Source organism: Bradyrhizobium oligotrophicum S58, assembly GCF_000344805.1.
GTDB classification, from domain to species: domain Bacteria; phylum Pseudomonadota; class Alphaproteobacteria; order Rhizobiales; family Xanthobacteraceae; genus Bradyrhizobium; species Bradyrhizobium oligotrophicum.
Genome location: NC_020453.1, coordinates 8,097,476 through 8,118,486, shown reverse-complemented (window position 1 = coordinate 8,118,486; position 21,011 = coordinate 8,097,476). Strand labels below are relative to the sequence as shown.

Here is a 21,011-nt window from a genome sequence, read left to right as displayed (position 1 = left end):
TGTGCGAAGTTCCCGCTTCATTTTAGTTAAGCGCTACGTAGAAACACGGAACGCGGAAACCAAGTATCGGATATGGCGGCGCTTTGTGCCGCGGCGTCATTAACGGATCCTCAACGCGGTCCATGACCCGGCCGCGCGGATGCTGCGAAAGTCGTAGGCCATACTTGCCGCCTTCACGCCTTTCAGCTCGGCGGCACACGACATTGCATGGTGCAGTGGATGCCGGTCTTGAGAAATGCGGTCTCCGTCCTGCCGTCGAACGACGACAGGGCGGCTTTGAGCAGCTTGCTGCCGAAACCCGGCTTGCCGATCTGGCCGATCGGCGGCCCCTCCGCCTCGTCCCAGGTGAGCTTGAGGCGGTCGTCCTGCATCGTCCATGACACCTGCAGGAAGCCGCGCGGCGAGGCGAAGGCGCCGTACTTGCCGGCGTTGGTGGCGAGCTCGTGGAAGATCAAAGCGAGGCTGACCGCGAGCTTGGCGGGAAGAAACAGCGGCTCGCCGTTGAGCTCGAAACGGACGTGGCCGTAGGGCCCGAGCTCCGACGTCAGGAGATCCTTCAGGTCGCAGCCCTGTCCGTCGGCCCGCGCAATCAGGTCGTCGGCGGTCGCGAGCGCACGGATGCGCTGGTCAATGCGGCTCCAGACCTGCGGCTGGTCGTGCAGCACCTGATGCAGCACGGCGTGAATCGTCGAGGTCTTGTTCTTGAGACGGTGATGCAGCTCGTCGACAAGGAGCTTGCGATATTGCTCCTCCTCGGTCAGCCGCCGCGCGATCTCCCGCTGCTTGGCGGCGAGGCTGCGATAGTGGTTGACGCCCCAGATCACCAGGGCCGCAACGCTGAGGTACATCATCATCAGCGCGACCCGCGCCACATCGACCGGGGCGCCGCCGAAATCCAGCGTCATGCCGAGCGCTGCGCCGGCAAGCGCCGTGACCAGCCCGACGGCCGATCCGCCCATGGCGGTGGCGAAGAACACGGCCGGGATATAGGGGGTGAAGAAGACGTCCGGCCGCAGATGGGCCATGCCGAAGCGGACCACGGTGGCGACGACCAGGCACATCGCCGCGAACATGCAGCTCCACACCAGAGGCGGCTGCAGTTCGCCACGCCAGGTCCGCTTGATGTCGTCAATGAGTCGCGTCATGAACATCCATGAGCCTTAATCGCGCAACCAAATTAAGGCCGACGTGGCGGTAATTTGTCCGGTCGATGGAAGACGCCTTGCTTGTGTTTCAAGTTGCAATTTGGCGAATGATGGTTCCGCGACAGGAACTTCTGGGTCTGGACTGATCGAGTGTCAATCGACCAACAAGAGGATGAGGGAATGGGACGACTGGACGGCAAGGTGGCCGTGATCACCGGAGCGACCAGCGGCATCGGCCTGCGGACCGCGGAGATCTTCATTGCCGAAGGTGCGAAGGTGATCGTCGCCGGCCGCCGCAGCGGCGAGGGCGAGGCGCTGGCGAGCCGTCTCGGCGCCAACTGCGTATTCCGCCAGACGGACGTCACCGTCGACGATCAGATGCGGGCGCTGATCGATCTCGCCGTCGAGCGGTTCGGCCGGCTCGATTGCCTGTTCAACAATGCCGGTGGTCCGGCGCAGACCGGCGGCATCGAAGGGCTGGACGCTGATCGCTTCGATCAGGCGATGGCGGTGCTGGTGCGCAGCGTGATGCTGGGCATGAAATACGCCGCGCCTCACATGAAGGCGCAGGGCGCCGGCAGCATCATCAACAACGGCTCGATCGCCGGCCGCCTCGCCGGCTATTCGACCTCGGTGGTCTACAGCACGGCGAAGGCCGCCGTGATCCATCTGACGAAATGCGTGGCGATGGAGCTCGGCGAGTCCGGTGTGCGCGTCAACTCGATTTCGCCCGGCCTGATCGCGACCGGCATCTTCGGCAAGGCGCTGGGACTGTCGACCGAGGCCGCCGAGAAGACGCCGGAGACGATCCGCAACGCCTATGCGACCGCACAGCCGATTCCACGGGCCGGCCTGCCCGACGATATCGCCCATGCCGCGGTGTTCCTTGCCAGCGACGAATCCAGCTTCATCAACGGTCATGATCTCGTCATCGACGGCGCCATCACCGGTGGCCGCAACTGGAGCCAGCAGCAGCAGGGCTACGCCGCGATGCGCAAGCTGCTGGGCGATGCAGGGGAGTAGGAGGCTGCGAAGTTTGCTCTTCGTCATGCCCGGGCTTGACCCGGGCATCCACGTTTCTTTCCCCGCGCGTTGCCGCAGCATGGATGGCCGGGTCAAGCCCGGCCATGACGAGGAGAGAGCCTGCGCCAAACGAGAGTCCTCAATCCTCTGTATTTTGCGGGCATCGATGCGTACCCATCACACCGGCTTCAAGATCACCTTCAGCCCGTCGCGCGGCTTCGGGATCGGCCACACCTGCCAGCTCGGCTGGTAGCCGGGCGCAAACGAGACCTCGATATTGGACAGGAAGTGCCGCGCAAAACACTTCGCCTGCATGTAGGCGAAGTGCAGGCCGAGGCACATGTGCGCGCCGCCGCCGAACGGCACCCAGGCGAAGCGGTGGCGGCCGCGCTGGGCCTCATCGGTGAAGCGCATCGGGTCGAACGTCTCGGGCTCGGGCCAGATCTCCGGCATGTGATGGGTGAACATCGGATTGATGCCGACGCCGGTGCCGGCCGGGATCGCATAGCCCTTGAAGGTGAAGTCCCGGATCGGGCGGCGCGGCAGCGACGGCACCGGCGGCATCAGCCGCAAGGTCTCCTGGAACGCCATCTCGGTGAGCTTCATCTGCTCCAGATGCTCGGAGCTCATCGGGTCGCCGTTGGCGAGGCCGAGGCTCGCGACCTCCGCGCGCAGCTTCTGCTGCCACTGCGGATGCGCGGCAAGCTGGGCGACGAAGGAGGTCAGCGACGAGGTCAGCGTGTCATGCGCCGCCATCATCAGGAAGCTCATATGGTCGACGATGTCCTGCGTCGACAGCAGCGCGCCCTGCTCGTCGGTGGCGCGGCAGAGATGGGAGAACAGGTCGTCGCCATCGCCCTTGGCGCGGCGCAGCGGAATCTGTTCGGAGAAATAGGCGACGACCCGCTGGCGGCCCCTGACCCCGCGCGCCATCTGCGTGCCCGGCCACGGCTTGCGGATCGGCGCGACCGCAGCCGCGACCATGTCGATGAAGGCGCGGTTGATGTCATCCACCTCCGGCCCGATGTCGCTGCCCAGGAACGAGGTCGCGGCGAGATCGAGCGTCAGCTGCTTGATGGCCGGATAGAACGGCATCTCGCCGGGCGCCTGCTTCCACTGCGCGATGCGCGCCGCGATGCCGCGATCCAGCCCCGCGAGATAGGACTTCATCGGCCCCGCCTTGAACGCGACCGACAGTGCCTTCCGATGCATCCGGTGCTCGTCGAAATCGAGCAGCATCAGTCCGCGCGGAAACAGCAGGTTGAGAATGTGGCCCCAGCCATGCGCCGAGGAGAACAGTTTTGCCTGGTCGAACAGCACAAGCTCATTGGCCTCCGGCCCGAGCAGGACGACGTTGACGTCGCCGAACATGTGGGTGCGATAGACAGGGCCATATTTCCTGGCATTGCGTTCGACATGCCCCTTCGGATCGGCGAGCACATCGAAGGTCTTGCCGATGATCGGCCAGCCTTCGTCGCCGGGGATATGAGTGAGCGAATTGCGCCGGGGTGGGGTCAGCCTGATCGCATCGGAGACCACATGCTGCATCGACATCGCGGGGTTCCCTCTCGTCCAAACGCTTGGCGTAGCAGATCCGACCTCGCTTCTATTGGCGGCGCAGTGGCGGACCCGGTGGCCCTCATTGATAGGCGGTTGCAGCGATGATGCAATACGCTGCGCTATCTGGTCCCGGCTCGGTTGTGCTGCATCGCACGCGTCCGCGATCTCGCGACGCGCGCGATGCGTCCGAGGCCTGCTGGAACTGCTGCCCTCCAGATAGAGGGCACGGGGAATGCCGGGCGCTGGCCGCACCCATGGCCCGCCTGCAGAAAAAAATGCAGGCGGCAGGTACCACAGGTTCAGCCGAGGCATCCCGGCATTCCCCGCGCGATGGTTTTCACGGCTGCTCCGCGTTCTCCCCGGTGCGCCGGGCTTGTTGGCCACCGTCATCTGCGCGAGCGCTTGAGCGCATCACCACAAACTTGACCTCAGCATCGGGAGGCCAGGACCACGCGACTTGACCGTGCGCATCGCCGCCGTTCGTCCGCGCGGCATCAGCCACGCTGCGACATCGACACGCCCACCGCATCCCGCCTCAACGTTCGTGACGACCGCGAAGCGCCCCTCTTATCGAGACGGGACGGGGAGACATAAGTATGAATTCCGATAAAAAGAAATTGGAATATTTTTGCGAGCAGGACTGGACACGGGTGATGTGATTGAGCCGACACGCGAAACAGTCTTTTCCGCGCGCAGGCGCTGGCCGAACTGTCAACGGTTGCCGGCGACCTGCGCGGAGGAGACCGCGCGTTTTTCGAAGTGATTTGGTCGTCGGGTCGGGCCGCCGGCCCTTTGGCTGTTGCGCCGAATTCCAGGTTGCTGTGTTATTGACCGCCTCGGGGATGGTCTGCCGGCGCCGACCTCCGGTCGTTCTCTTGCCGGTTTTCGTCAAGACTGGTCGTGTCGCCGTTGGCGACCTTCTTGTTTGCAATGGAGTGAGTCCAAAACGGATCGGAGGGCGGGGCATGCGTCGCGGACTTGGGCTCGGATGCGTTCTCCTGGCGATCTGGATCGCCGGGCAGCGGGAATCAGAGGCCGGCGAGGGCTCGGCGGCCCGCATTCGCGAGGTGTTTGCAGAGGCCGAATATTCCAACGCTGCAAGCGCCGCGGTGGACACGCTGTTGAGCAAGCAGGACGCTCGGACATGCGACTTCTTCGGCTATCGGCTGCTTTGTACGCGCCGCTATCTCAGCCTGTCGGAGCAGACGAAAGTCAAAAGATCAGCAGCGCGGGCGGTGCCGCAGGCCGTCCGGGTCCTTCGAAAATACGATTATCCTCCGATGAATCGCCTGACGATCGTCAACGCCTTCAGGTCGTCGAAGGACAGAGACGATACGGTGCAGCCGGTTCTGGTGTCGGCACCCTATCCCGGCTTCATCCCGTTCGCGGCCTATGACGGCACGGTGTCGCCGACATACGACGCGCTCAACCATTCCTTCGAGTACAACAACGAGGCGCCGAAACCGGAGCAGGAGCGCTTCGACAAGATCGCCCAGGATTGGGTCGTCGGCACGATGTATGACGCAAAGGTGCCGGACTTGAAGGATATGGCGGTTTCGACGATCCCAAACCGCTTCGAGACGCTTCTTCACAAGGAGTTCGATTTCAAGGGGCACGATCTGTTCGGCGATTTTGCCGACAGCAGGCGCGTGGCCGACGGTGCAAAGATCGTCGAATTCTGGGAGAACTACGTCGCGTTTTCGAAGACGGCGGATCTGCGGGCCTGCGCTAATCTTTGCAGCATCGCCATCGAGCTTGTATCTCCGAAGGACCACATTCGCTCGATCGCGCATTGCAGTGTGGTAAGTGTCGCAGGGGTCGCCGGAAGCCCGGAGAATTGCTACACGGTTCTCACGTCCGACGGAAAGGCATCTTACCTCCGCGTGTCGCTCTACTTGAACGCAGTCAGTGGCCTCGACGGCATCGGGGGTGACGAGGTGTCGTGTGAGCCGGTCGCGGCCTTGAGCAAGGTGGACGTCGATACGCTCGCTGAAGCGGTCGCCAGCGACCTCCGAAAGGTCAATGCAAGCCCCGCGGACCCGTCATACGCCGTCGAGATTTCGAAGAAGGGTGCCAATCGCACCGTTCTCATGGCGACCCGCTATGGCCTGTCGGCCTTCTTTACCGACAAGACGACATGGGAAATCTCCACGACGAGGGTCGATATTTACAGCGACGAGCAGAGCGGCATGACCGCGACGGTGTCGCTCACGGCGGCGACATCTTCGACACATAGCCCGAATCAGGACGGCTACAAGCTTCTGCAGGACAATGAGGCGACCGCCATGCGCCGCAAGGTCGTGCGGCTGCTGGCATCGTCGTTCAAGTGCAAGACCCAGCGCGGGACCTGAGAGATGAATCATGGAGGGGCCGATGACCGCAGAGCAGGCGCGACGTAAGCTGATTTTTCTGAGCCTCGTGACGACCGTCCTTTTTTCTGCTTTCCTGATCGTCTCGCCGCTGTTTACGCCGTTTGGTCCGCAGGAGGCGTTGCAGGTCGTTCAGGTCGTCTTTCCCGTCTTCGCCGGCTATATCGGGTCTGCTGTGCTATTTCTCTTTCGAGGCAACCCTGCCTCCGGCACCATTGCGGACCAGGGGTTGCTGAAGATGTTGATCTACGCGCCGTTCGCCGTGTTCTGGTGCCTTGCTGCGGCGGTGCTGTTCTATTTCTACGTCTCCAATCAGCCGGGATACAGCCAGGGAATGACGTTCCCGCAGCTGATGACCTACGTCACGATCATCATTTCCTTCATGAACATCACGACGGGTGCGCTGGGCGCGTTTCTCTTTCAGTCAGAAGAGATCCAGCGCGCCGAAGCACAGGCCAAGGCATTGCTCCAGGCCGCAGGAGACCGAGGCGTGCCCGGGGGCAGGGCCTGACACGGTGCGGCAGCATCGAATGAGGCCGGTCCGGTCGAGCCCTCGGCGAGGGACACCTGCTGGCTGGAGACTTCAGGATGTTGGCGTTGATCCGAAGACTGTCGGCAGTGCTGAAGCGACGATATGCGATCGAGCCGAAAGCGGCATCGAGCGAGCCGGGCCGACGGTGGCGCTTTCGTGCGGTTCGCGTCGGCGGTCGAAGCATCGAACTTTGGAACCAGGGGATCTTCGATGAACTCGTCGTCGACGATTGGCTCCACATCGAGCAGATGGACGACAAGGTCTATTGGCTCCAGGTCGGCGATGTCTGCATCTGGGTGACCGTCGCGGCGGGCGAAAAGCCGGTCGTCGATGTTCAACGCGGGGCCTATGGCGAAGTTCGTGGAGATACTCGCGCCTGGAGCGTGGAGGACTTCAAGAGGGGTCTCTCGTCGCAAGCCGACGTTATTGCAAAGCTCGGAGCAGCGGAGAGATAGCCCATCCCGCCACGAACGACTGCCGATCAAGGCACGGCGTCGTCGTCACGTGTCGCCTGCGCCGGTCCGCGATACCCCGCAATCGATCGAAGCAAGATGAGTGCATCGTTTTTCGAGGCGAGAAGCCGCGCAGCCGCCAGGAGCCCCGACGCATTCGGGTGCGGACGCCAAGACGATCAGCCCGACTTGTTGATTTTTTTCACCTTGGCGTCGGTTGCCTCGATCGAGGCCGCCAACTCCAGGATCGCCTTTGCCAGGAGGTCGGCGGCCTCCTTGGGATCCTGCGACCGTTCGGCGCGCAGCGCGTAGTTCTTGGCTGAGGAGAGCGACATTTGCGACCTTTCTCGCGGAAAAGCCCGCCGGGTCGAGACGGCGGGCTGCCTGGCGCATCACACGCGCGAGCGGTCCCTTGCAGACCGTGCTCGATTTGCCGCGAGGATGGCAGGGTCGGGTTAAGAAAATCCTCGTGACGCCCGATCGCCGATGCGTCGTCGGTCGCGCGTGGTCGCGTCGCGCGCGCCGTCGGTTCGCCTCAAGGCCTCGATTTTCAAAGCGCGACGCCTTGACGGTAGGCGAGCTTTCCGTGGCCGTAGATCCGTGTGCCCCGCCGCGTCACCTCGAGGGCGATCTGATCCCGGTCGATTCGGTTCATCAAGACGCCGAGGCAGTCGTATCTCGCCGCTCCTATGTCGCGGCTGGTCTCGACGTACAACTGCAGGCGGGCCGGGTCTGGGCCGAAGTTGCGGACGATCGCGTCGTCGCCATAGAACCGCTTGATCGTGTCCTTGATGACAATGATGTCATCTGCAGACAAGGGAGCGGGCGGCTGTGGACGGCACTGAGGTTTGGCAGCGGGCATGGCGCCCAAACTAGCGCCCGGGCGTTTGGAGCCAAGCCTCGTCGTCCCTATGGTTTGCTGCGCTCACTTTCGTCGGCGAGTGCAGACGGCTCGCTTTACGACCAACCGCGTCTCAGAACTTATACGCGAGTCCGATGGTGGCGGTGTGGGTGCGCGTCGTCACGTGGGCGGTGAAGCGGTCGTCGAAGCCGGGGCCGACGCCGCCGGGGATGAAGAAGGTCTGGGTCCAGGTGCCGAAATCGGCGTAGCGATAGTCGGCGCGCACGATCCAGTGGCCGCCGATCATGTGCTCGATGCCGCCGCCGGCGGTCCAGCCGACCCGGGTCGAGCCGAAGGTCTCGTTGTGTGGATTGCCGAAGCAGAAGGCGTTGCCCGGAACGAGGGCGCAGTTGGCGTTCAGTTCCACGCGCTGCCACGCCACGCCGCCGCTGCCATAGACCAGCGTATCGGGCGCGACCAGATAACCGAGCCGGGCGCGCACGCTGCCGTCCCAGCTGTCCTTGACCGAGCCGGCGGGCAGGCCAACCATCGGGGTGCCGAAGAACAGCCCGGCCGTGCCCGGCAGAGGACTCGCGGTCTTGTTGTTGTCGGCCCAGCCGAAGTCGCCTTCGAGGCCCGCGACCCAGGTGGGCCCGAATTGCCAGTTGATTCCGAGATAGCCGCCGATCCTGGCGGCGACGCTATCGATCGGGCCGCTGGTGCCGGCCGTCGGGACGAACGTGCCAGCGCCAAAAGCCGGGGCGATATCGCTGGTCCGCCAGTCATTGTCGGCCCAGCGCCCGCCGACCGACACGCCGGCGTAGAAGCCGGTCCATGATGGCGCGGCCACCGGCGGCGCTTTGACAGCCAGGTCGGCCGCCAGCGCCGAGCCCGCGAGCACGACGCTCATCAGTGCCGCTGCAGTCGCCAATGCCCTTGATTTCGTCAATGCCTTGCCCCAGCGCGCGACGTCGATTCGACGCGATCGGCGCCACCATCGCTGGTTGTAGTCAGTGCCACAATTGCATCATGGAATACCGAGCCAAAAAGTTCGCAGTGTGGCCCACGGGACACTGCGAGGTCACGGCGGCTAAAGCTTGCAGCAGCTCAGCCGAGGCGTGGCACCGGCGACATTCCGCTGTGAGTGATGGCCGCCTCCGGACAACAGGTGTCGTCCCGGCCAAGCGCTGAGCTCATGCAGCGACTGCGGGGCGCAGAGCCGGGATCCAGCCACGGGCGGGTGTGGGACGACGGCTGGTCGTGACGATCATGCCTCCTACCGGCGTCACGGCTATGGATCCCGGGTCGGCGTCGCCGCCAGCGCTTCTGCGCTGCCGGCGGCTTGCCGGGGATGACGAAGGTGGGAGGGCGAGGGCATCAGCCTCATCCCTCGCTCAAGGGCTCATCGGGATAGCTGGAGCGCCATCATCGCCGCCGCGAGCGCAGGCGGACACGCATGATTTCAGGCTGCGTCAGATCCATTGCCCGCGTCAGCCTCGCGGACCCCACAGGATGATGGCTGCACCGATCAGGCAGACGCACGCTCCCGCGACGTCCCACCGGTCCGGACGCGCGCCTTCGATCGTCCATAGCCAGGCGAGCGACGCTGCGATGTAGATGCCGCCATAGGTGGCGTAGGCGCGGCCAGCGACATCGCTGTCGGCCAGCGTCAGCAGGGACGCGAAGGCCGCAAGCGAGAGCAGTCCGGGAAACAGCCACCACGCGGGTTTCCCGAGGCGCAGCCAGCTCCAGAGGGCGAAGCAGCCGCCGATCTCGGTGATGGCTGCGCCGATGTAGATCAGTGCGGTCCTCATGACTGTCGACGTCCTCCGCGCCATCCCTGCCGTTCGAAGGCCGCGCGATCCGTGATCTAGACGCGCAGTGCGCGGATCAGCGGCTTCTCGATCAGCGGCCACATCAACGCAATCGTCATGAACAGCGTCGATGCGCTCAACGTCACCAGGGTGGCCGTCGCTGGTCTGAATCCCGTTCGGCGGACCTGCCAGACGAGCCATCCCCATGCGCCCACCACCGCCAGCACCGAAAGCCCCGTCATCCACCAATGCATGTGCACCAGGGTCGATAGCAGCGAGCCGCTGCCGGCGAGCAAGGCCGCGGGCAGCGTGAACGGCAGCACGCAGCAGGCCCCGCATGCGACGGCGCCGGTCGACAGGGTCATGGCGGTGGCGCCGGCTGCCCGCGGGCCGAGCAGCTTGGCTGTTGGTCGCTTGGTTGTCGCACACGCGCAGGACGATGCCGCGGGCGGCGATGCCGGTGCGCCGGACAGGAACGTCTCGAACAGCGCATCCGCCGCGTCGCGCGCGCGCTCCGGCGCCGTGATCGTCAGGTTCAGCGCGCCCGGCGATTCCTGCAGATCGAACGCGAGGAAGGCGCAGCAGCTCTGCTCGGCGTTCACGAGCCGCTGCACGCGCGGCGAGGCCTCCGGCGCGTAAGTCAGCCGCAGCACGAGATCGTCGCGCTCGTGATGAAACAGCGCGTCGCGGTTGAGGGCCGCGATCCGCGCCATGCGGTCCTTCATCGCTCCTGACGTCAGCGTGCAGGCAATAACGGGGGCTTCGGCGGTCGACATCGGCATCTCCTTGATGTGAGTTGCCGCGACCGTACAGGCTCAAGTAGCTTGAGCTTCAAGCGGAAATTCGAGCATGGATCGACCGTGATGACGTCCCTGAAGATCGGAGCCTTGGCGAAGCTCACCGGCACAAATGCGCCGACCATTCGCTACTACGAGGAGATCGGGCTGCTGCCGTCCGCCGGCGGCCAGTCCGGCAACCAGCGCATCTATGGCGAGGGCGACGTCAGGAGCCTCACCTTCATCCGGCGATGCCGCGCGTTCGGCTTCTCGATCGACCAGGTGCGCGAGCTCATGGCGCTGGTTCGCAATCCGGCGAGCTCGTGTGTCGGCGCGCGCGATCTCGCGCAGACGCATCTCGACGCCGTGCGGGCCAAGCTTGCCGAATTGAAAGCGCTGGAGCGCAGCATGGCCGCCTTCGTCACCAATTGCGATGCATCCTGCGCCGGCGGGCCGGGACCGGACTGCGTCATCCTCGACGATCTGGCGCAACTCCGGGCGCGATCGTCGTAGACTTGGAGCCGCGCGTCCCGCCCGCAGCTCCGTAGATCTACGGGCCAGGATCTTTACCTCACGGCCATCGGCGCCCCCTTACGAACAGCCAGACCTGAAGGTCTGGCGAAATGGCAACGAGGGCCAAGGCATGAGCAATCAGTTGCTGGTGATCGAGGATACCGAGGTTCATCTCTCGATCCTGCGCAAGATCGCCGCGCAGTGCGGCTACGAGGCGACCTGCGTGACGTCGGTCGAGGCGGCGGCCGAGATGCTGCGGCAGCGGACGTTCGACTGCATCACATTGGATCTGTCGTTGGGTGAGCGATGCGGCGCCGACGTCCTGCTGCTGCTCAACGAGCTGAAATCGCGCACCCCGGTGATCTTCATCAGTGGCGCCGAGGACGGCACGCGCGAAGAGCATGTTCGCCTCGCCACCGTGCTTGGCCTTGTCGTCTACCCGCAATTCCAGAAACCGGTCGACCTGCCGGCGCTGCGCGAGACGCTGAAGCAGATCGCGACGCTCGCCGACTGCGAGCGCCTCGTCGCGGCGGTGAGGTAAGGTACAAGGGGGGATCGAGTTACTACTGCTATCCCCATCGTCCCCGGGGCAAGGCGTAGGCGTCGAGGCCGGGCTCGTGGCGTGATCGTCGCCCCAGCCGTCATTGCGAGCGCAGCGAAGCAATCCAGGGTGGTGGGCGGGACTCTGGATTGCTTCGCTGCGCTCGCAATGACGGAGGAGAGATTGTGCGCTCCTCGTCACGGCCGCTTCTTGGCTGTCACGAGGGAGCGCAATCCTCGGGCCGATGGTGAGGCTCAATGCGGCACTCTTTGCGCGACTACGGCAGGCTCAAACTACGCCGAGCCAATGTTCCGGCCGCCTTGCGGAGCTGAGTGCCGCATCCCTCATCCCCTTTGCTTCGCCGCCTCCTGCAGGTCCGGCGCATTGACGGCTGGGATCGCGACGCGGCCCGGGCCGGTCTGTGACAGCGCGGCGGCGGCCTTGTCGTTGTCCATGATCTTGGCCATCACGGCTTGGCCGGCGCGCTCGAAGATGGCGCGGTTCTCGATGACGAATTTTTGCGAGCGACGCAGGCCGTCGATGTAGCCGTTGATCTCCGGCACGACGTAGCGCGCAACCATGTCCCAGCTGCGCCGGGTGTTTTCCGGATTGGCCCAGTCGTGCACGAAGCCGATGATGTGGCCGACGCCGCCGGACACCTGCATCAGGGTCTTGATCGTCCTGACGAGATCGTCGGGCGTGCCGATCGTCGATGCCGCGCCCTCGACAAAGGCGGTCTTGTCGACGGCTTCATCTGGCGAGGCGAACGGCTTCAGCCCCGGCCGCATCAAGGTGCCGACCGTATACTCGTTGTGCCAGCGCATCAGCCCGGGGCCGGCCTCGCGCCGCGCCTGCTCGCGGGTCTCGGCGATGTGCCAGGACAGCAGCACGCGCCAGTTGGCGCGGCTCACATTGGTGCCGTGCTTCTTCGCGGCGTCCTCGGCGAACTCCCATTGCTGCGGCAGCGCCATCAGCCCCTGCGTCGACATCGAGCCGAGCGAGATGATGCCGATGCCGTATTTGCCGGCGAGGGTCATGCCGGACGGTGAGATCTGCGAGGCCACGACGAACGGCATCTCCTCCTGCAGAGGAAGTATCTGCAAGGCCGCATCGTTCATCGTGAACCAGTCGGTTTTGGCGGTAACGCGCTCGCCGTTGAACAGTCGGCGGATGATAGCGATCGCCTCGTCCTGGCGGTCGCGCTGCGTCATCGGATCGATGCCCAGCGTATGAGCATCCGAGGCGAGCGCGCCAGGACCGGAGCCGAAGATTGCGCGGCCGCCGGTCATGTGGTCGAGCTGCACCATGCGCTGCGCGACGTTGTAGGGGTGATGGTAGGGCAGCGAGATCACGCCGGTGCCGAGCCTGATGCGCTTGGTGCGCTCGCCTGCGGCGGCGAGAAACATCTCGGGCGAAGCGATCGTCTCCCAGCCGCTCGAATGATGCTCGCCGCACCAGAACTCGTCATAGCCGAGCGCGTCGAGCTGCGCGACGAGATCGAGGTCGCGGCGGAATTGCAGCATCGGATGCTCGCCGATCGGATGATGCGGAGCGAGGAAGGCTCCGAATTTGAGCCGCGCCATGTGTTTCTCCCAGCGGAATTTTCGTTGTTGCTTGCTGATCAGGCTAGATGGCGCATCGTTGTCAGGCAATCGTCTTGCTGCGATCGCAGCAGCGGTGCATGCCTGCCATTTGTTGTTTACTGATCGGCGATCGATGCGTCAGACTTCACGGCGACATGGCCGATCGTGATTCGGCGAGGATGATGAGCAGTAGAATTGCGGTCATCGCCTCTATGGGTTGCGCGATCGCTCATGTTCAAGCTGTCCGGGATATCAGTGTGTTTGTATCACTTTTCGATCGCTGCAATGTCATGCGTCGCCTTCACGTGACATTTAGATCGCAGCAAGACCGAAATTCGCAATCATATTGCCGACCTCCGTGGCGCTGCGGGCTTTTTCTTTTGCACTGCAGCAACCATCTGGGTGATGGTGGATTGTCTACCCGCTGACGTGAATACGTGAATGCCGAAGGAGCTGCCGTTGTCCCTCGCCGAAAATGTTGAGTATTTGCGACGGCTGCGGGAGCTGAACGGCATCACCGGATTTGGCGATTTCCATCGCCAGCCGCGCCCCGTGCCCGAGTGTCCGCTGATCGAAATCGAGAACTTCGGCACCAATCCCGGCCGGCTGAAGATGTTCGCCTATGTGCCGGCGCAGCGCCAGCCGCTGGCGCCGCTCGTCGTCGTGCTGCATGGCTGCGGGCAGGGCGCCGCCGAATATGATCTCGGCGCCGGCTGGTCGACGCTCGCCAAACATTTCGGCTTCGCGCTGCTGTTGCCGGAGCAGCAGCGCGTCAACAATCCGCAGCGCTGCTTCAACTGGTTTCAGTCCGAGGACATCAGCCGCGGCCAGGGCGAGGTCGCCTCGATCCGCGAAATGATCGCGCGCATGGTGGCGGATTGCGCGATCGATCCGCGCCGGATCTTCGTCACCGGCCTGTCGGCGGGCGGCGCGATGACCATGGCGATGCTGTCGGCGCATCCCGAATTGTTCGCGGCCGGCGCGATCATTGCAGGCCTGCCGTTCGGCACCGCCCGCAACATGCGCGATGCGATCCTGCAGATGCGGATGCCGCCGGCGCGTCCCGCAGGCGAGCTCGGCGATCTCGTGCGACGCGCATCGAATCATCGCGGCAAATGGCCGAAGCTGTCGGTGTGGCACGGCACCGCCGACTACACGGTGCATCCGGACAATGCCGGCGAGATCGTCAAGCAATGGCTCGACCTGCATCATCTGCCGCTGGCGCCGATGGCCAAAACCGTCGTGGACGGCTATCCGCGCCAGCTGTGGTGGAATGACGACGGCGAACCGATCGTCGAGTCCTACACGATCACCAACATGGCGCATGGCACGCCGATCGGGATCGCGGCCAACGACAAGCGCTACGGCAAGGCGGGGCCGTTCCTGCTAGAGGCCGGCATTTCCTCATCCTATCACATCGCGAAATTCTTCGGCGTCACTGATTGGATTCGTCCGCTCAAGGCGGCCACGACATCGCCGAGCACGAAGCTGATCCCGCAGGTGTCGCCGATCTCGGCGGTGCCGGCCTTGACCAAGATCTTGCGACGCGCCGCGGACGCGCCGTCGCCGGCTGCGGAGCCGGTCGACGTCAAGCCAGCCGAGATCAAAGTGGTCGAGCCCAGAGTATCGCCGACCGGCATGTTGCTCTCGGGACCGGCATCCGCCGCGATCCCGCAGCCAAAGGTCGCGCAGGAGTCGCCGGCATCCGAGTCGCGGAAAGCGGCCAAGCCCAGGCCTGACCCGAAGCCGGAGTCCAAGCTTGTGGCCGTCTCCAAGGCCCCGGAGCCGAAACGGCTGGAGTCGGCGACCGTCGAAGCCTCGATCAACGGCAATGGCGCGACCGCCAGGCCGCGGCGCCGGACGATCGACGTCGCCGCCGTGATCGACCGCGCCCTGCAAGCCGCCGGTCTGAAGTAGACGCCCGCAACCGCAGCCGTTCAGAGCTCGCTCGCGAGGGACGCGCGATCAGGCCTCGCCGGTCAGGAACGGGTTCGTCATCCGCTCCTGGCCGAAGCTCGATCCGGCACCATGGCCGCAGATGAAGCCGATGTCGTCGCCGAGCGGCAGCAGCTTGTCCTTGATCGACCGGATCAGCGTCTCATGACTGCCGCCCGGAAGGTCGGTGCGGCCGACCGAGCCGTTGAACAGCACGTCGCCGACATGGGCGAAGCGCATCTCCTTATTGAAGAACACGACGCTGCCCGGCGAATGCCCGGGGCAATGGAAAATGTCAAAGGCGAGCTCGCCGATCTCGACCCGGTCGCCCTCCTCGAGCCAGCGATCCGGCGCGAAATCCCGTACGCCTGTGATGCCGAAGCGCGCGCCGCTCGCCACCACATTGTCGAGCAGGAACTTGTCGGCGACATGTGGGCCTTCGATCGGCACCTTCAGCGCATCGCGCAGCTCGGCCGCCCCGCCGACGTGATCGATGTGGCCGTGCGTCAGCCAGATCTTCTCGACGGTGACGTTGGCTTGCGCGATCGCCGCCTGGATGTTCGGCACGTCGCCGCCGGGATCGATCACGATCGCCTTGCGGGTGGCCTCGCACCACAGGATGGTGCAGTTCTGCTCGAACGGCGTGACGGGCACGATCATCGCGCCGGCCTTCGCCTTGGTCTGGTTCTGCTCGGTCATGGCGCCAGCATGCCGATTTTTCGCAGTGCGCCAAGGGAAAACATCGCATCTCCCCGGGCTTGAAGCCTCCTCCGGGATGACCCTGCCAGGGCGCCGTGAACCTGCCGCCGGTTCCTGCGTTGGGCCGCACGGTCGCGAGCAGGAAAGTTGTCGAGATGACGGAGCGGGGCGCCTGGTGGCGCGAGGGAATTTTCTACCAGATCTATCCGCGCTCGTTCCAGGACAGCGATGGCGACGGGGTCGGCGATCTCACCGGCATCATCCACCGCCTGCCATATCTGTTGACGCTCGGCGTCGATGCGATCTGGCTGTCACCGATCTTCACATCGCCGATGGCCGATTTCGGCTACGACATCGCCGACTACACCGGCATCGATCCGCTGTTCGGCACGATGGCGGATTTCGACGCGCTGGTGAAGGCAGCCCATGATGGCGGGCTCAAGGTCATCCTCGACCTCGTGCCCAACCACACCTCTGATCAGCATCCGTGGTTTCAAGAGGCGCGGCGTGCGCGCGACGATCCGCGCCGCGACTGGTACATCTGGCGCGATCCGGCTGCTGACGGCGGGCCGCCCAACAACTGGCTGTCGGAATTCGGCGGCAGCGCATGGCAGTTCGATGCCGCGACCGGGCAGTATTACTACCACGCCTTCCTGGCGCAGCAGCCGGACCTGAACTGGCGCAATCCGCAGGTGCGCGCGGCGATCCACAACGTGATGCGGTTCTGGCTGCGCAAGGGCGTCGACGGCTTCCGCGTCGACGTGATCTGGCACCTGATCAAGGATGCCGAATTTCGCGACAATCCGGCGAACCCGGACTATCACGGCGGCCGGCCGCCGCATGAACAGATCATCTCGCGCTACTCCGCCGACCAGCCCGAGGTCCATGAGGTCATCACGGCGATGCGCGCGGTGATGGACGAGTTCGACGACCGCGTCCTGATCGGCGAGATCTATCTGCCGCTCGAGCGGCTCATAGCCTATTACGGCAAGGACCTCGGCGGCGCGCATCTGCCGTTCAACTTCGCGCTGCTGTCGGCGCCCTGGCATGCCCGCGACATCGAGAAGATCATCGCCGACTACGAAGCCGCGCTGCCGCACGGCGCGTGGCCCAACTGGGTGCTCGGCAACCACGATCGGCCGCGGTTGGCGAGCCGCGTCGGGGCGGAGCAGGCGCGGGTGGCTGCGATGCTGCTGCTGACACTGCGCGGCACGCCGACGCTGTATTATGGCGACGAGATCGGCATGCATCAGGTCGCCATTTCGCCCGAGCAGGTGCGCGATCCCTTCGAGAAGAACGTGCCGGGCGTCGGCGTCGGCCGCGACGGCTGCCGCACGCCGATGCAGTGGAGCGCACTGCCGCAGGCCGGCTTCACCCAGGCCACGCCATGGCTGCCGCTGGCCGACGACTTCACCCATGAGAACGTCGTCAACCTCACCGCCGATCGGCGCTCGATCCTCAATCTCACCCGCGCGCTCATTCGCCTGCGGAAAGCGCACCGGGTGCTGGTCACCGGCAGCTACCGGCCGGTCGCGGCGCAGGGCGATCTCCTGCTCTATCGGCGCGAGGGCGACGGTGAGATGCTCACCATCGCGCTCAATCTCGGCGACCAGCCGGTGTCGATCGCGACCGGAGGAAGCGGCCTCGATGGCGAGATCCTGCTCTCGACCTGGCTCGACCGCGATGGTGAGCGCGTCGCCGGCACGCTGGACCTGCGCGGCAATGAGGGCGTGGTGATCGGGCGGGTGATGTAGCTAGCGGCGTGGTGCCTGCCCGGGACGACATTGAATGTGAGGAGGCCGGTTGGTCAACTCATCAGCTGCGTGGTGGCGCTACCGCCCGCGTGACCTCCGTACCCGCTTCGCCTTCCGCGCCCGCTTCGCCGGGCTCTTCGTCTCGATGTCGCTCCGCCTGAGCAGATAGTCCAGCCCGCCGACGCGGTACCAGCGGTAGTCGTAGGGCTCGAGCACCAGGGTGTGACGGCCGCGGTCGTCGGCGTGGCTGTGATCCTCGGACAGCAGGTTGATCAGCAGCTTGCCGCCGTCGTCGGGCAGGCCAGCGTCGAACGATATCTCGCGCGGCTTCTCGTCGAGATTGTGCACGAACAGCACCGAGTTGTTGCGCCAGTCGTAGCGCATGATCAGGACGGCGGGATCCTTGGTGGAGATCACCTCGAAATCGCCCCAGCCGACTTCCGGCACCTCCTTGCGCATGCGGATGATGCGCTCGGTCCAGTTCAGCATCGCGTTCGGATCACGCCGCTGCTTGGCGGCGTTGACGTGCTCGTAGCCATAGGGACCATGGTCGATCACCGGCGAGACGGCTGTCTCGCACTTGGTGAAGCCGCCCTGCGGTTCGGTCGACCATTGCATCGGCGTGCGCGCGCAGTTGCGTTCGGGCAGGGAGAGATCGTCGCCCATCGCGAGCTCGTCGCCATAGCGGATCACGGGCGTGCCGGGCAGCGTGAACATCAGGCTGTAGGCGAGCTCGATGCGGCGCCGGTCGCCGCCCAGCATCGGCGCCAGCCGCCGCCGGATGCCGCGATCGTAGAGCTGCATGCTCTTGTCGGGCCCGAACGCCTTGAACACGGCCTCACGCTGCTGCTTCGTCAGCCGGCCCAGATCGAGCTCGTCGTGATTGCGCAGAAACAGGCCCCATTGCGCGGAGGCCGGGCGTGGTTTGGTCTCGACCAACGCCTTGGCGAGCGGCCGGGTGTCGGCGGCGGCGAGCGCGTAGAACAGGTGCTGGTTGACGTGGAAGTTGAACATCATGTGCATGCGGTCGCCGTCGGCGCCGAAATACTCCATGTCGGTCTCGGGCCGCACGTTGGCCTCGGCCAGGATGATCGCCTCGCCCTGGCGCCATTGCAGGAATTCGCGGAAGGTCCGAAGCATGTCGTACTGCTCGACGGGCTTCTTGACATCAGCGCCCTTGGTCGCGATCACGAACGGCACGGCGTCCATGCGGAAGCCGGATACGCCGAGCTGGATCCAGAAGCCCATGATCTTGAGGAGCTCGGCCTGCACCTCGGGATTGGAGGTGTTGAGATCGGGCTGGAAATCGTAGAAGCGGTGAAAGTACCAGGCGCCGGACTCCTTGTCGCGCGTCCATGTCGACTTCTGCACCCCGGGAAACACCATGCCGGTGTTGGCGTTTGCCGGCTTCTTGTCCGACCACACATACCAGTCGCGAGTGCGCGAGGTCTTCGCGCTGCGTGCCTCGACGAACCATGGATGCTGGTCGGAGGTGTGGTTGACGACGAGATCGATGATGACGCGGATGCCGCGCTGCTTGCAGCCATGCGTGAACTGCACGAAATCGCCGAGCGTGCCGTAGCGCGGATCGACGCCATAGTAGTCGGCGACGTCGTAGCCGTCGTCGCGCTGCGGCGAGGGCTGGAACGGCATCAGCCAGATTGCGGTGATGCCGAGCCCGTGCAGATAATCCAGGCGACGTGTCAGTCCCTTGAAGTCGCCGATGCCATCACCATCGGCATCCATGTAGGTGCCGACCGACAGGCAGTAAAACACGGCATTCTTGTACCAGAGATCATCGATCATCGACGGCGCCCCGCTGCGCCGCCTGTTTAGCGGCCGCTTGATAAGCGGGCAGCGCCGCCCGGGTTCCGGTTCCGCTAAAACCACGGGCTTGGGATGGCGCCGGAATCGGCTATGCTGCGCCCCATGGACTCGTCAGCCGCCAGGATCAGCCTCGTTCCGGTCGACCGCCGCCAGTCGGAGACGGCGCTGGCGATCGCGCGCGGCACGTCGCGGCTACTGCGTTCCCTCGGCTTCGCCACCATCAGCGAGTTGCCGCTGCCGTCGGGACGCCGTGCCGATCTGGTGGCGCTGAGCGAGCGTGGCGAGATCTGGATCGTGGAGATCAAATCGTCGCTGGAGGATCTGCGCGCCGATCACAAATGGGAGGATTATCGCGCCCATTGCGACCGGCTGTTCTTCGCCTTCACACGGGATCTGCCATGTGAGCTGTTTCCGCAAGGCACCGGCCTGATTGTCGCCGACGCCTATGGTGCCCACCTGCATTGCGAGGCGCCCGAGCACAAACTGCCGGCGCCGACGCGGAAGCTGATGACGGTCCGCTTCGCCCTCGCGGCGGCCCAGCGGATGAACCGGCTGATCGACCCGCAAGGTCATGCCGACTGATCGACGATCTTCAGTGCGGTTCGGCAGATCGGGATTTTCACCGCGCAAATTTTCACGGCGCAAGTGAAAGACGGAAGCTGCGCGGCGTCACGGCTTTCGGCGTGAGAGATGCCGGACGGCGCGTGCCGATCCGCAGCACCAATCCGCTTGCGCCGATGTCAGAAAAAGTCGACGTCAGAAATTGGCCGCGACGAGATCGTAGGAGCCTCTGCTGCCGCGGACATAGAGCCTGGCAGCGGCGGCGCAGATGCGATCGCGGTTGGAATCGAACGCGGTCAGAAAGCCGGATTCATCCGGGGGCGCATCGGGTTGAATGCGCCTCAGCGCACCTTCGTCGATGAAGAACGATGCTTCCATCGCGCTGTCATATCCCCAGAACCGCACGGCACGCCGCGTCCGGTCATAGGAACGGCTGTGGTTTGGAAATTCAATCATGTGATGGACCGATCAGGTTGTCGAGATGCACGCCACCCCTGCGGGACCATGGATACGTGTTGGACGATGATGGCGATCCAACCCGTGACGCGCATTGCAGCAGGCCGCGCCGGTGTTATCGTCCGTATCGAGCGGTCGCCCCACGTCAATGGCGCCGAACGGTCGAACTGCCCCACACTCAACTTGGCTACGCCACAAAGGATTGCAAGTCTGTTTGCTCCAAGCCCCGTTGAATAAGTTGCAGCGGTCTCGTCGGGCCGGCCATGGCGCCGGTCGACGCCTGATAGCGCACGGCTCGTCCACGGGGCATTGCATTGCGGCAGCCGCCGGCAACGACGAAACGGCCGATCTCAATCGAACGCCGATGGCAGTTCGCCGTGACGGAAGAAGATGGTCGGCTCGTCGTCGTAGTCACCCATGTCGGGATCACCCGAGGATGAGAAGGCCATGACGCCCGCTTTGCTCGGCGCCAGCCGTTCCGCGGTACGGAGCGCGCTTGCTTCCGTCTTGCAGGCGATCGGAGTCTCCGCCTTCGGTCGTCCTCCCCGTCCGGCGCTGAACGCCTGAACGAAATAGATCGTCTCGCGAGCCATTTGCTGTCCTCCGGGCTTTTTTTGAACGGGCGTGGGC

21 protein-coding genes are annotated in these 21,011 nt (G+C 64.6%); 9 read left to right on the top strand and 12 right to left on the bottom strand.

What is annotated here, in order from left to right:
- Positions 1-182 precede the first annotated feature (182 nt).
- Entirely contained in the window at positions 183-1,151 is a 969-nt protein-coding gene (locus S58_RS35075; protein WP_015670194.1) for a sensor histidine kinase, read from the bottom strand.
- Positions 1,152-1,325: 174 nt separating this feature from the next.
- Between S58_RS35075 and S58_RS35070 the strand changes: the two genes are divergently transcribed.
- Positions 1,326-2,168, top strand: coding sequence for an SDR family NAD(P)-dependent oxidoreductase (locus S58_RS35070; protein WP_015670193.1), 843 nt, complete (start codon positions 1,326-1,328; stop codon positions 2,166-2,168).
- 177 nt (positions 2,169-2,345) lie between these two features.
- Here the strand turns inward: S58_RS35070 and S58_RS35065 are convergent, their stop codons facing one another.
- A complete protein-coding gene (locus S58_RS35065) occupies positions 2,346-3,722 on the bottom strand; it encodes a cytochrome P450 (RefSeq protein WP_015670192.1) in 1,377 nt (458 codons plus the stop codon).
- Positions 3,723-4,603: 881 nt separating this feature from the next.
- Between S58_RS35065 and S58_RS35060 the strand changes: the two genes are divergently transcribed.
- The 3 genes from S58_RS35060 (at position 4,604) to S58_RS35050 (ending at position 7,084) form a co-directional block, all read left to right on the top strand.
- Positions 4,604-6,079, top strand: a complete 1,476-nt coding sequence (locus tag S58_RS35060; protein ID WP_160167624.1) for a hypothetical protein — start codon at positions 4,604-4,606, stop codon at positions 6,077-6,079.
- 22 nt (positions 6,080-6,101) lie between these two features.
- On the top strand, positions 6,102-6,608 hold the full coding sequence (locus S58_RS35055) for a hypothetical protein (protein ID WP_144058445.1): 507 nt from the start codon (positions 6,102-6,104) through the stop codon (positions 6,606-6,608).
- Between the two features lie 77 nt (positions 6,609-6,685).
- The gene (locus S58_RS35050; protein ID WP_015670189.1) at positions 6,686-7,084 is read left to right on the top strand and encodes a hypothetical protein; all 399 of its coding nucleotides are present in this window, start codon (positions 6,686-6,688) and stop codon (positions 7,082-7,084) included.
- Between the two features lie 176 nt (positions 7,085-7,260).
- Here S58_RS35050 and S58_RS38765 read toward each other — a convergent pair whose 3' ends face one another.
- From S58_RS38765 to S58_RS38810, 5 genes are all read right to left on the bottom strand, one after another.
- Positions 7,261-7,416, bottom strand: a complete 156-nt coding sequence (locus S58_RS38765) for a hypothetical protein (protein ID WP_006610278.1) — start codon at positions 7,414-7,416, stop codon at positions 7,261-7,263.
- 215 nt (positions 7,417-7,631) lie between these two features.
- On the bottom strand, positions 7,632-7,898 hold the full coding sequence (locus S58_RS35045) for a hypothetical protein (protein WP_042340437.1): 267 nt from the start codon (positions 7,896-7,898) through the stop codon (positions 7,632-7,634).
- 157 nt (positions 7,899-8,055) lie between these two features.
- Entirely contained in the window at positions 8,056-8,832 is a 777-nt protein-coding gene (locus S58_RS35040) for an outer membrane protein (RefSeq protein ID WP_015670187.1), read from the bottom strand.
- A gap of 580 nt (positions 8,833-9,412) precedes the next feature.
- Positions 9,413-9,736, bottom strand: a complete 324-nt coding sequence (locus S58_RS35035) for a YnfA family protein (RefSeq protein WP_015670186.1) — start codon at positions 9,734-9,736, stop codon at positions 9,413-9,415.
- 56 nt (positions 9,737-9,792) lie between these two features.
- On the bottom strand, positions 9,793-10,512 hold the full coding sequence (locus tag S58_RS38810; protein ID WP_015670185.1) for a hypothetical protein: 720 nt from the start codon (positions 10,510-10,512) through the stop codon (positions 9,793-9,795).
- 87 nt (positions 10,513-10,599) lie between these two features.
- Here S58_RS38810 and S58_RS35020 point away from each other — a divergent pair, with 87 nt between their 5' ends.
- Together S58_RS35020 and S58_RS35015 are read left to right on the top strand one after the other, a co-directional pair.
- A complete protein-coding gene (locus S58_RS35020) occupies positions 10,600-11,025 on the top strand; it encodes a MerR family transcriptional regulator (RefSeq protein WP_015670184.1) in 426 nt (141 codons plus the stop codon).
- A gap of 130 nt (positions 11,026-11,155) precedes the next feature.
- Positions 11,156-11,566 (top strand): response regulator, encoded by a 411-nt coding sequence (locus S58_RS35015; RefSeq protein WP_015670183.1) that lies wholly within the window; start codon positions 11,156-11,158, stop codon positions 11,564-11,566.
- 344 nt (positions 11,567-11,910) lie between these two features.
- On the opposite strand, the gene S58_RS35010 is transcribed toward S58_RS35015, so the two are convergent.
- Entirely contained in the window at positions 11,911-13,149 is a 1,239-nt protein-coding gene (locus S58_RS35010) for an LLM class flavin-dependent oxidoreductase (RefSeq protein WP_015670182.1), read from the bottom strand.
- 441 nt (positions 13,150-13,590) lie between these two features.
- On the opposite strand from S58_RS35010, the gene S58_RS35005 reads away from it, so the two are divergent.
- Complete coding sequence (locus tag S58_RS35005; RefSeq protein WP_015670181.1) at positions 13,591-15,066, top strand: extracellular catalytic domain type 1 short-chain-length polyhydroxyalkanoate depolymerase; 1,476 nt, start codon at positions 13,591-13,593, stop codon at positions 15,064-15,066.
- A gap of 48 nt (positions 15,067-15,114) precedes the next feature.
- Here the strand turns inward: S58_RS35005 and S58_RS35000 are convergent, their stop codons facing one another.
- Complete coding sequence (locus tag S58_RS35000; RefSeq protein ID WP_015670180.1) at positions 15,115-15,783, bottom strand: MBL fold metallo-hydrolase; 669 nt, start codon at positions 15,781-15,783, stop codon at positions 15,115-15,117.
- 155 nt (positions 15,784-15,938) lie between these two features.
- On the opposite strand from S58_RS35000, the gene S58_RS34995 reads away from it, so the two are divergent.
- Positions 15,939-17,537 carry an alpha-amylase family glycosyl hydrolase gene (locus S58_RS34995; RefSeq protein ID WP_015670179.1) on the top strand — a complete coding sequence of 533 codons (1,599 nt, stop codon included), beginning with the start codon at positions 15,939-15,941 and terminating at the stop codon, positions 17,535-17,537.
- A gap of 78 nt (positions 17,538-17,615) precedes the next feature.
- Here S58_RS34995 and S58_RS34990 read toward each other — a convergent pair whose 3' ends face one another.
- Entirely contained in the window at positions 17,616-19,343 is a 1,728-nt protein-coding gene (locus S58_RS34990; protein WP_015670178.1) for an alpha-amylase family protein, read from the bottom strand.
- 123 nt (positions 19,344-19,466) lie between these two features.
- On the opposite strand from S58_RS34990, the gene S58_RS34985 reads away from it, so the two are divergent.
- Positions 19,467-19,946, top strand: a complete 480-nt coding sequence (locus S58_RS34985) for an MmcB family DNA repair protein (RefSeq protein WP_042340436.1) — start codon at positions 19,467-19,469, stop codon at positions 19,944-19,946.
- Between the two features lie 174 nt (positions 19,947-20,120).
- Here S58_RS34985 and S58_RS34980 read toward each other — a convergent pair whose 3' ends face one another.
- Together S58_RS34980 and S58_RS34975 are read right to left on the bottom strand one after the other, a co-directional pair.
- The gene (locus S58_RS34980) at positions 20,121-20,381 is read right to left on the bottom strand and encodes a DUF1488 family protein (protein WP_015670176.1); all 261 of its coding nucleotides are present in this window, start codon (positions 20,379-20,381) and stop codon (positions 20,121-20,123) included.
- 350 nt (positions 20,382-20,731) lie between these two features.
- Positions 20,732-20,974: a hypothetical protein gene (locus S58_RS34975; RefSeq protein WP_015670175.1), complete on the bottom strand. Its 243-nt coding sequence runs from the start codon at positions 20,972-20,974 to the stop codon at positions 20,732-20,734.
- Positions 20,975-21,011: the final 37 nt, after the last annotated feature.

Coding starts and splice junctions, on each gene's coding strand:
- S58_RS35010 (WP_015670182.1), bottom strand. CDS start 13,149: ATGGCGCGGCTCAAATTCGGAGCCTTCCTCGCTCCGCATCATCCGATC.
- S58_RS35055 (WP_144058445.1), top strand. CDS start 6,102: ATGACCGCAGAGCAGGCGCGACGTAAGCTGATTTTTCTGAGCCTCGTG.
- S58_RS38810 (WP_015670185.1), bottom strand. CDS start 10,512: ATGTCGACCGCCGAAGCCCCCGTTATTGCCTGCACGCTGACGTCAGGA.
- S58_RS34980 (WP_015670176.1), bottom strand. CDS start 20,381: ATGATTGAATTTCCAAACCACAGCCGTTCCTATGACCGGACGCGGCGT.
- S58_RS35070 (WP_015670193.1), top strand. CDS start 1,326: ATGGGACGACTGGACGGCAAGGTGGCCGTGATCACCGGAGCGACCAGC.
- S58_RS38765 (WP_006610278.1), bottom strand. CDS start 7,416: ATGTCGCTCTCCTCAGCCAAGAACTACGCGCTGCGCGCCGAACGGTCG.
- S58_RS35065 (WP_015670192.1), bottom strand. CDS start 3,722: ATGTCGATGCAGCATGTGGTCTCCGATGCGATCAGGCTGACCCCACCC.
- S58_RS34990 (WP_015670178.1), bottom strand. CDS start 19,343: ATGATCGATGATCTCTGGTACAAGAATGCCGTGTTTTACTGCCTGTCG.
- S58_RS34975 (WP_015670175.1), bottom strand. CDS start 20,974: ATGGCTCGCGAGACGATCTATTTCGTTCAGGCGTTCAGCGCCGGACGG.
- S58_RS35005 (WP_015670181.1), top strand. CDS start 13,591: ATGCCGAAGGAGCTGCCGTTGTCCCTCGCCGAAAATGTTGAGTATTTG.
- S58_RS35000 (WP_015670180.1), bottom strand. CDS start 15,783: ATGACCGAGCAGAACCAGACCAAGGCGAAGGCCGGCGCGATGATCGTG.
- S58_RS35020 (WP_015670184.1), top strand. CDS start 10,600: ATGACGTCCCTGAAGATCGGAGCCTTGGCGAAGCTCACCGGCACAAAT.
- S58_RS35050 (WP_015670189.1), top strand. CDS start 6,686: ATGTTGGCGTTGATCCGAAGACTGTCGGCAGTGCTGAAGCGACGATAT.
- S58_RS34985 (WP_042340436.1), top strand. CDS start 19,467: ATGGACTCGTCAGCCGCCAGGATCAGCCTCGTTCCGGTCGACCGCCGC.
- S58_RS35040 (WP_015670187.1), bottom strand. CDS start 8,832: ATGAGCGTCGTGCTCGCGGGCTCGGCGCTGGCGGCCGACCTGGCTGTC.
- S58_RS35075 (WP_015670194.1), bottom strand. CDS start 1,151: ATGTTCATGACGCGACTCATTGACGACATCAAGCGGACCTGGCGTGGC.
- S58_RS35015 (WP_015670183.1), top strand. CDS start 11,156: ATGAGCAATCAGTTGCTGGTGATCGAGGATACCGAGGTTCATCTCTCG.
- S58_RS35035 (WP_015670186.1), bottom strand. CDS start 9,736: ATGAGGACCGCACTGATCTACATCGGCGCAGCCATCACCGAGATCGGC.
- S58_RS34995 (WP_015670179.1), top strand. CDS start 15,939: ATGACGGAGCGGGGCGCCTGGTGGCGCGAGGGAATTTTCTACCAGATC.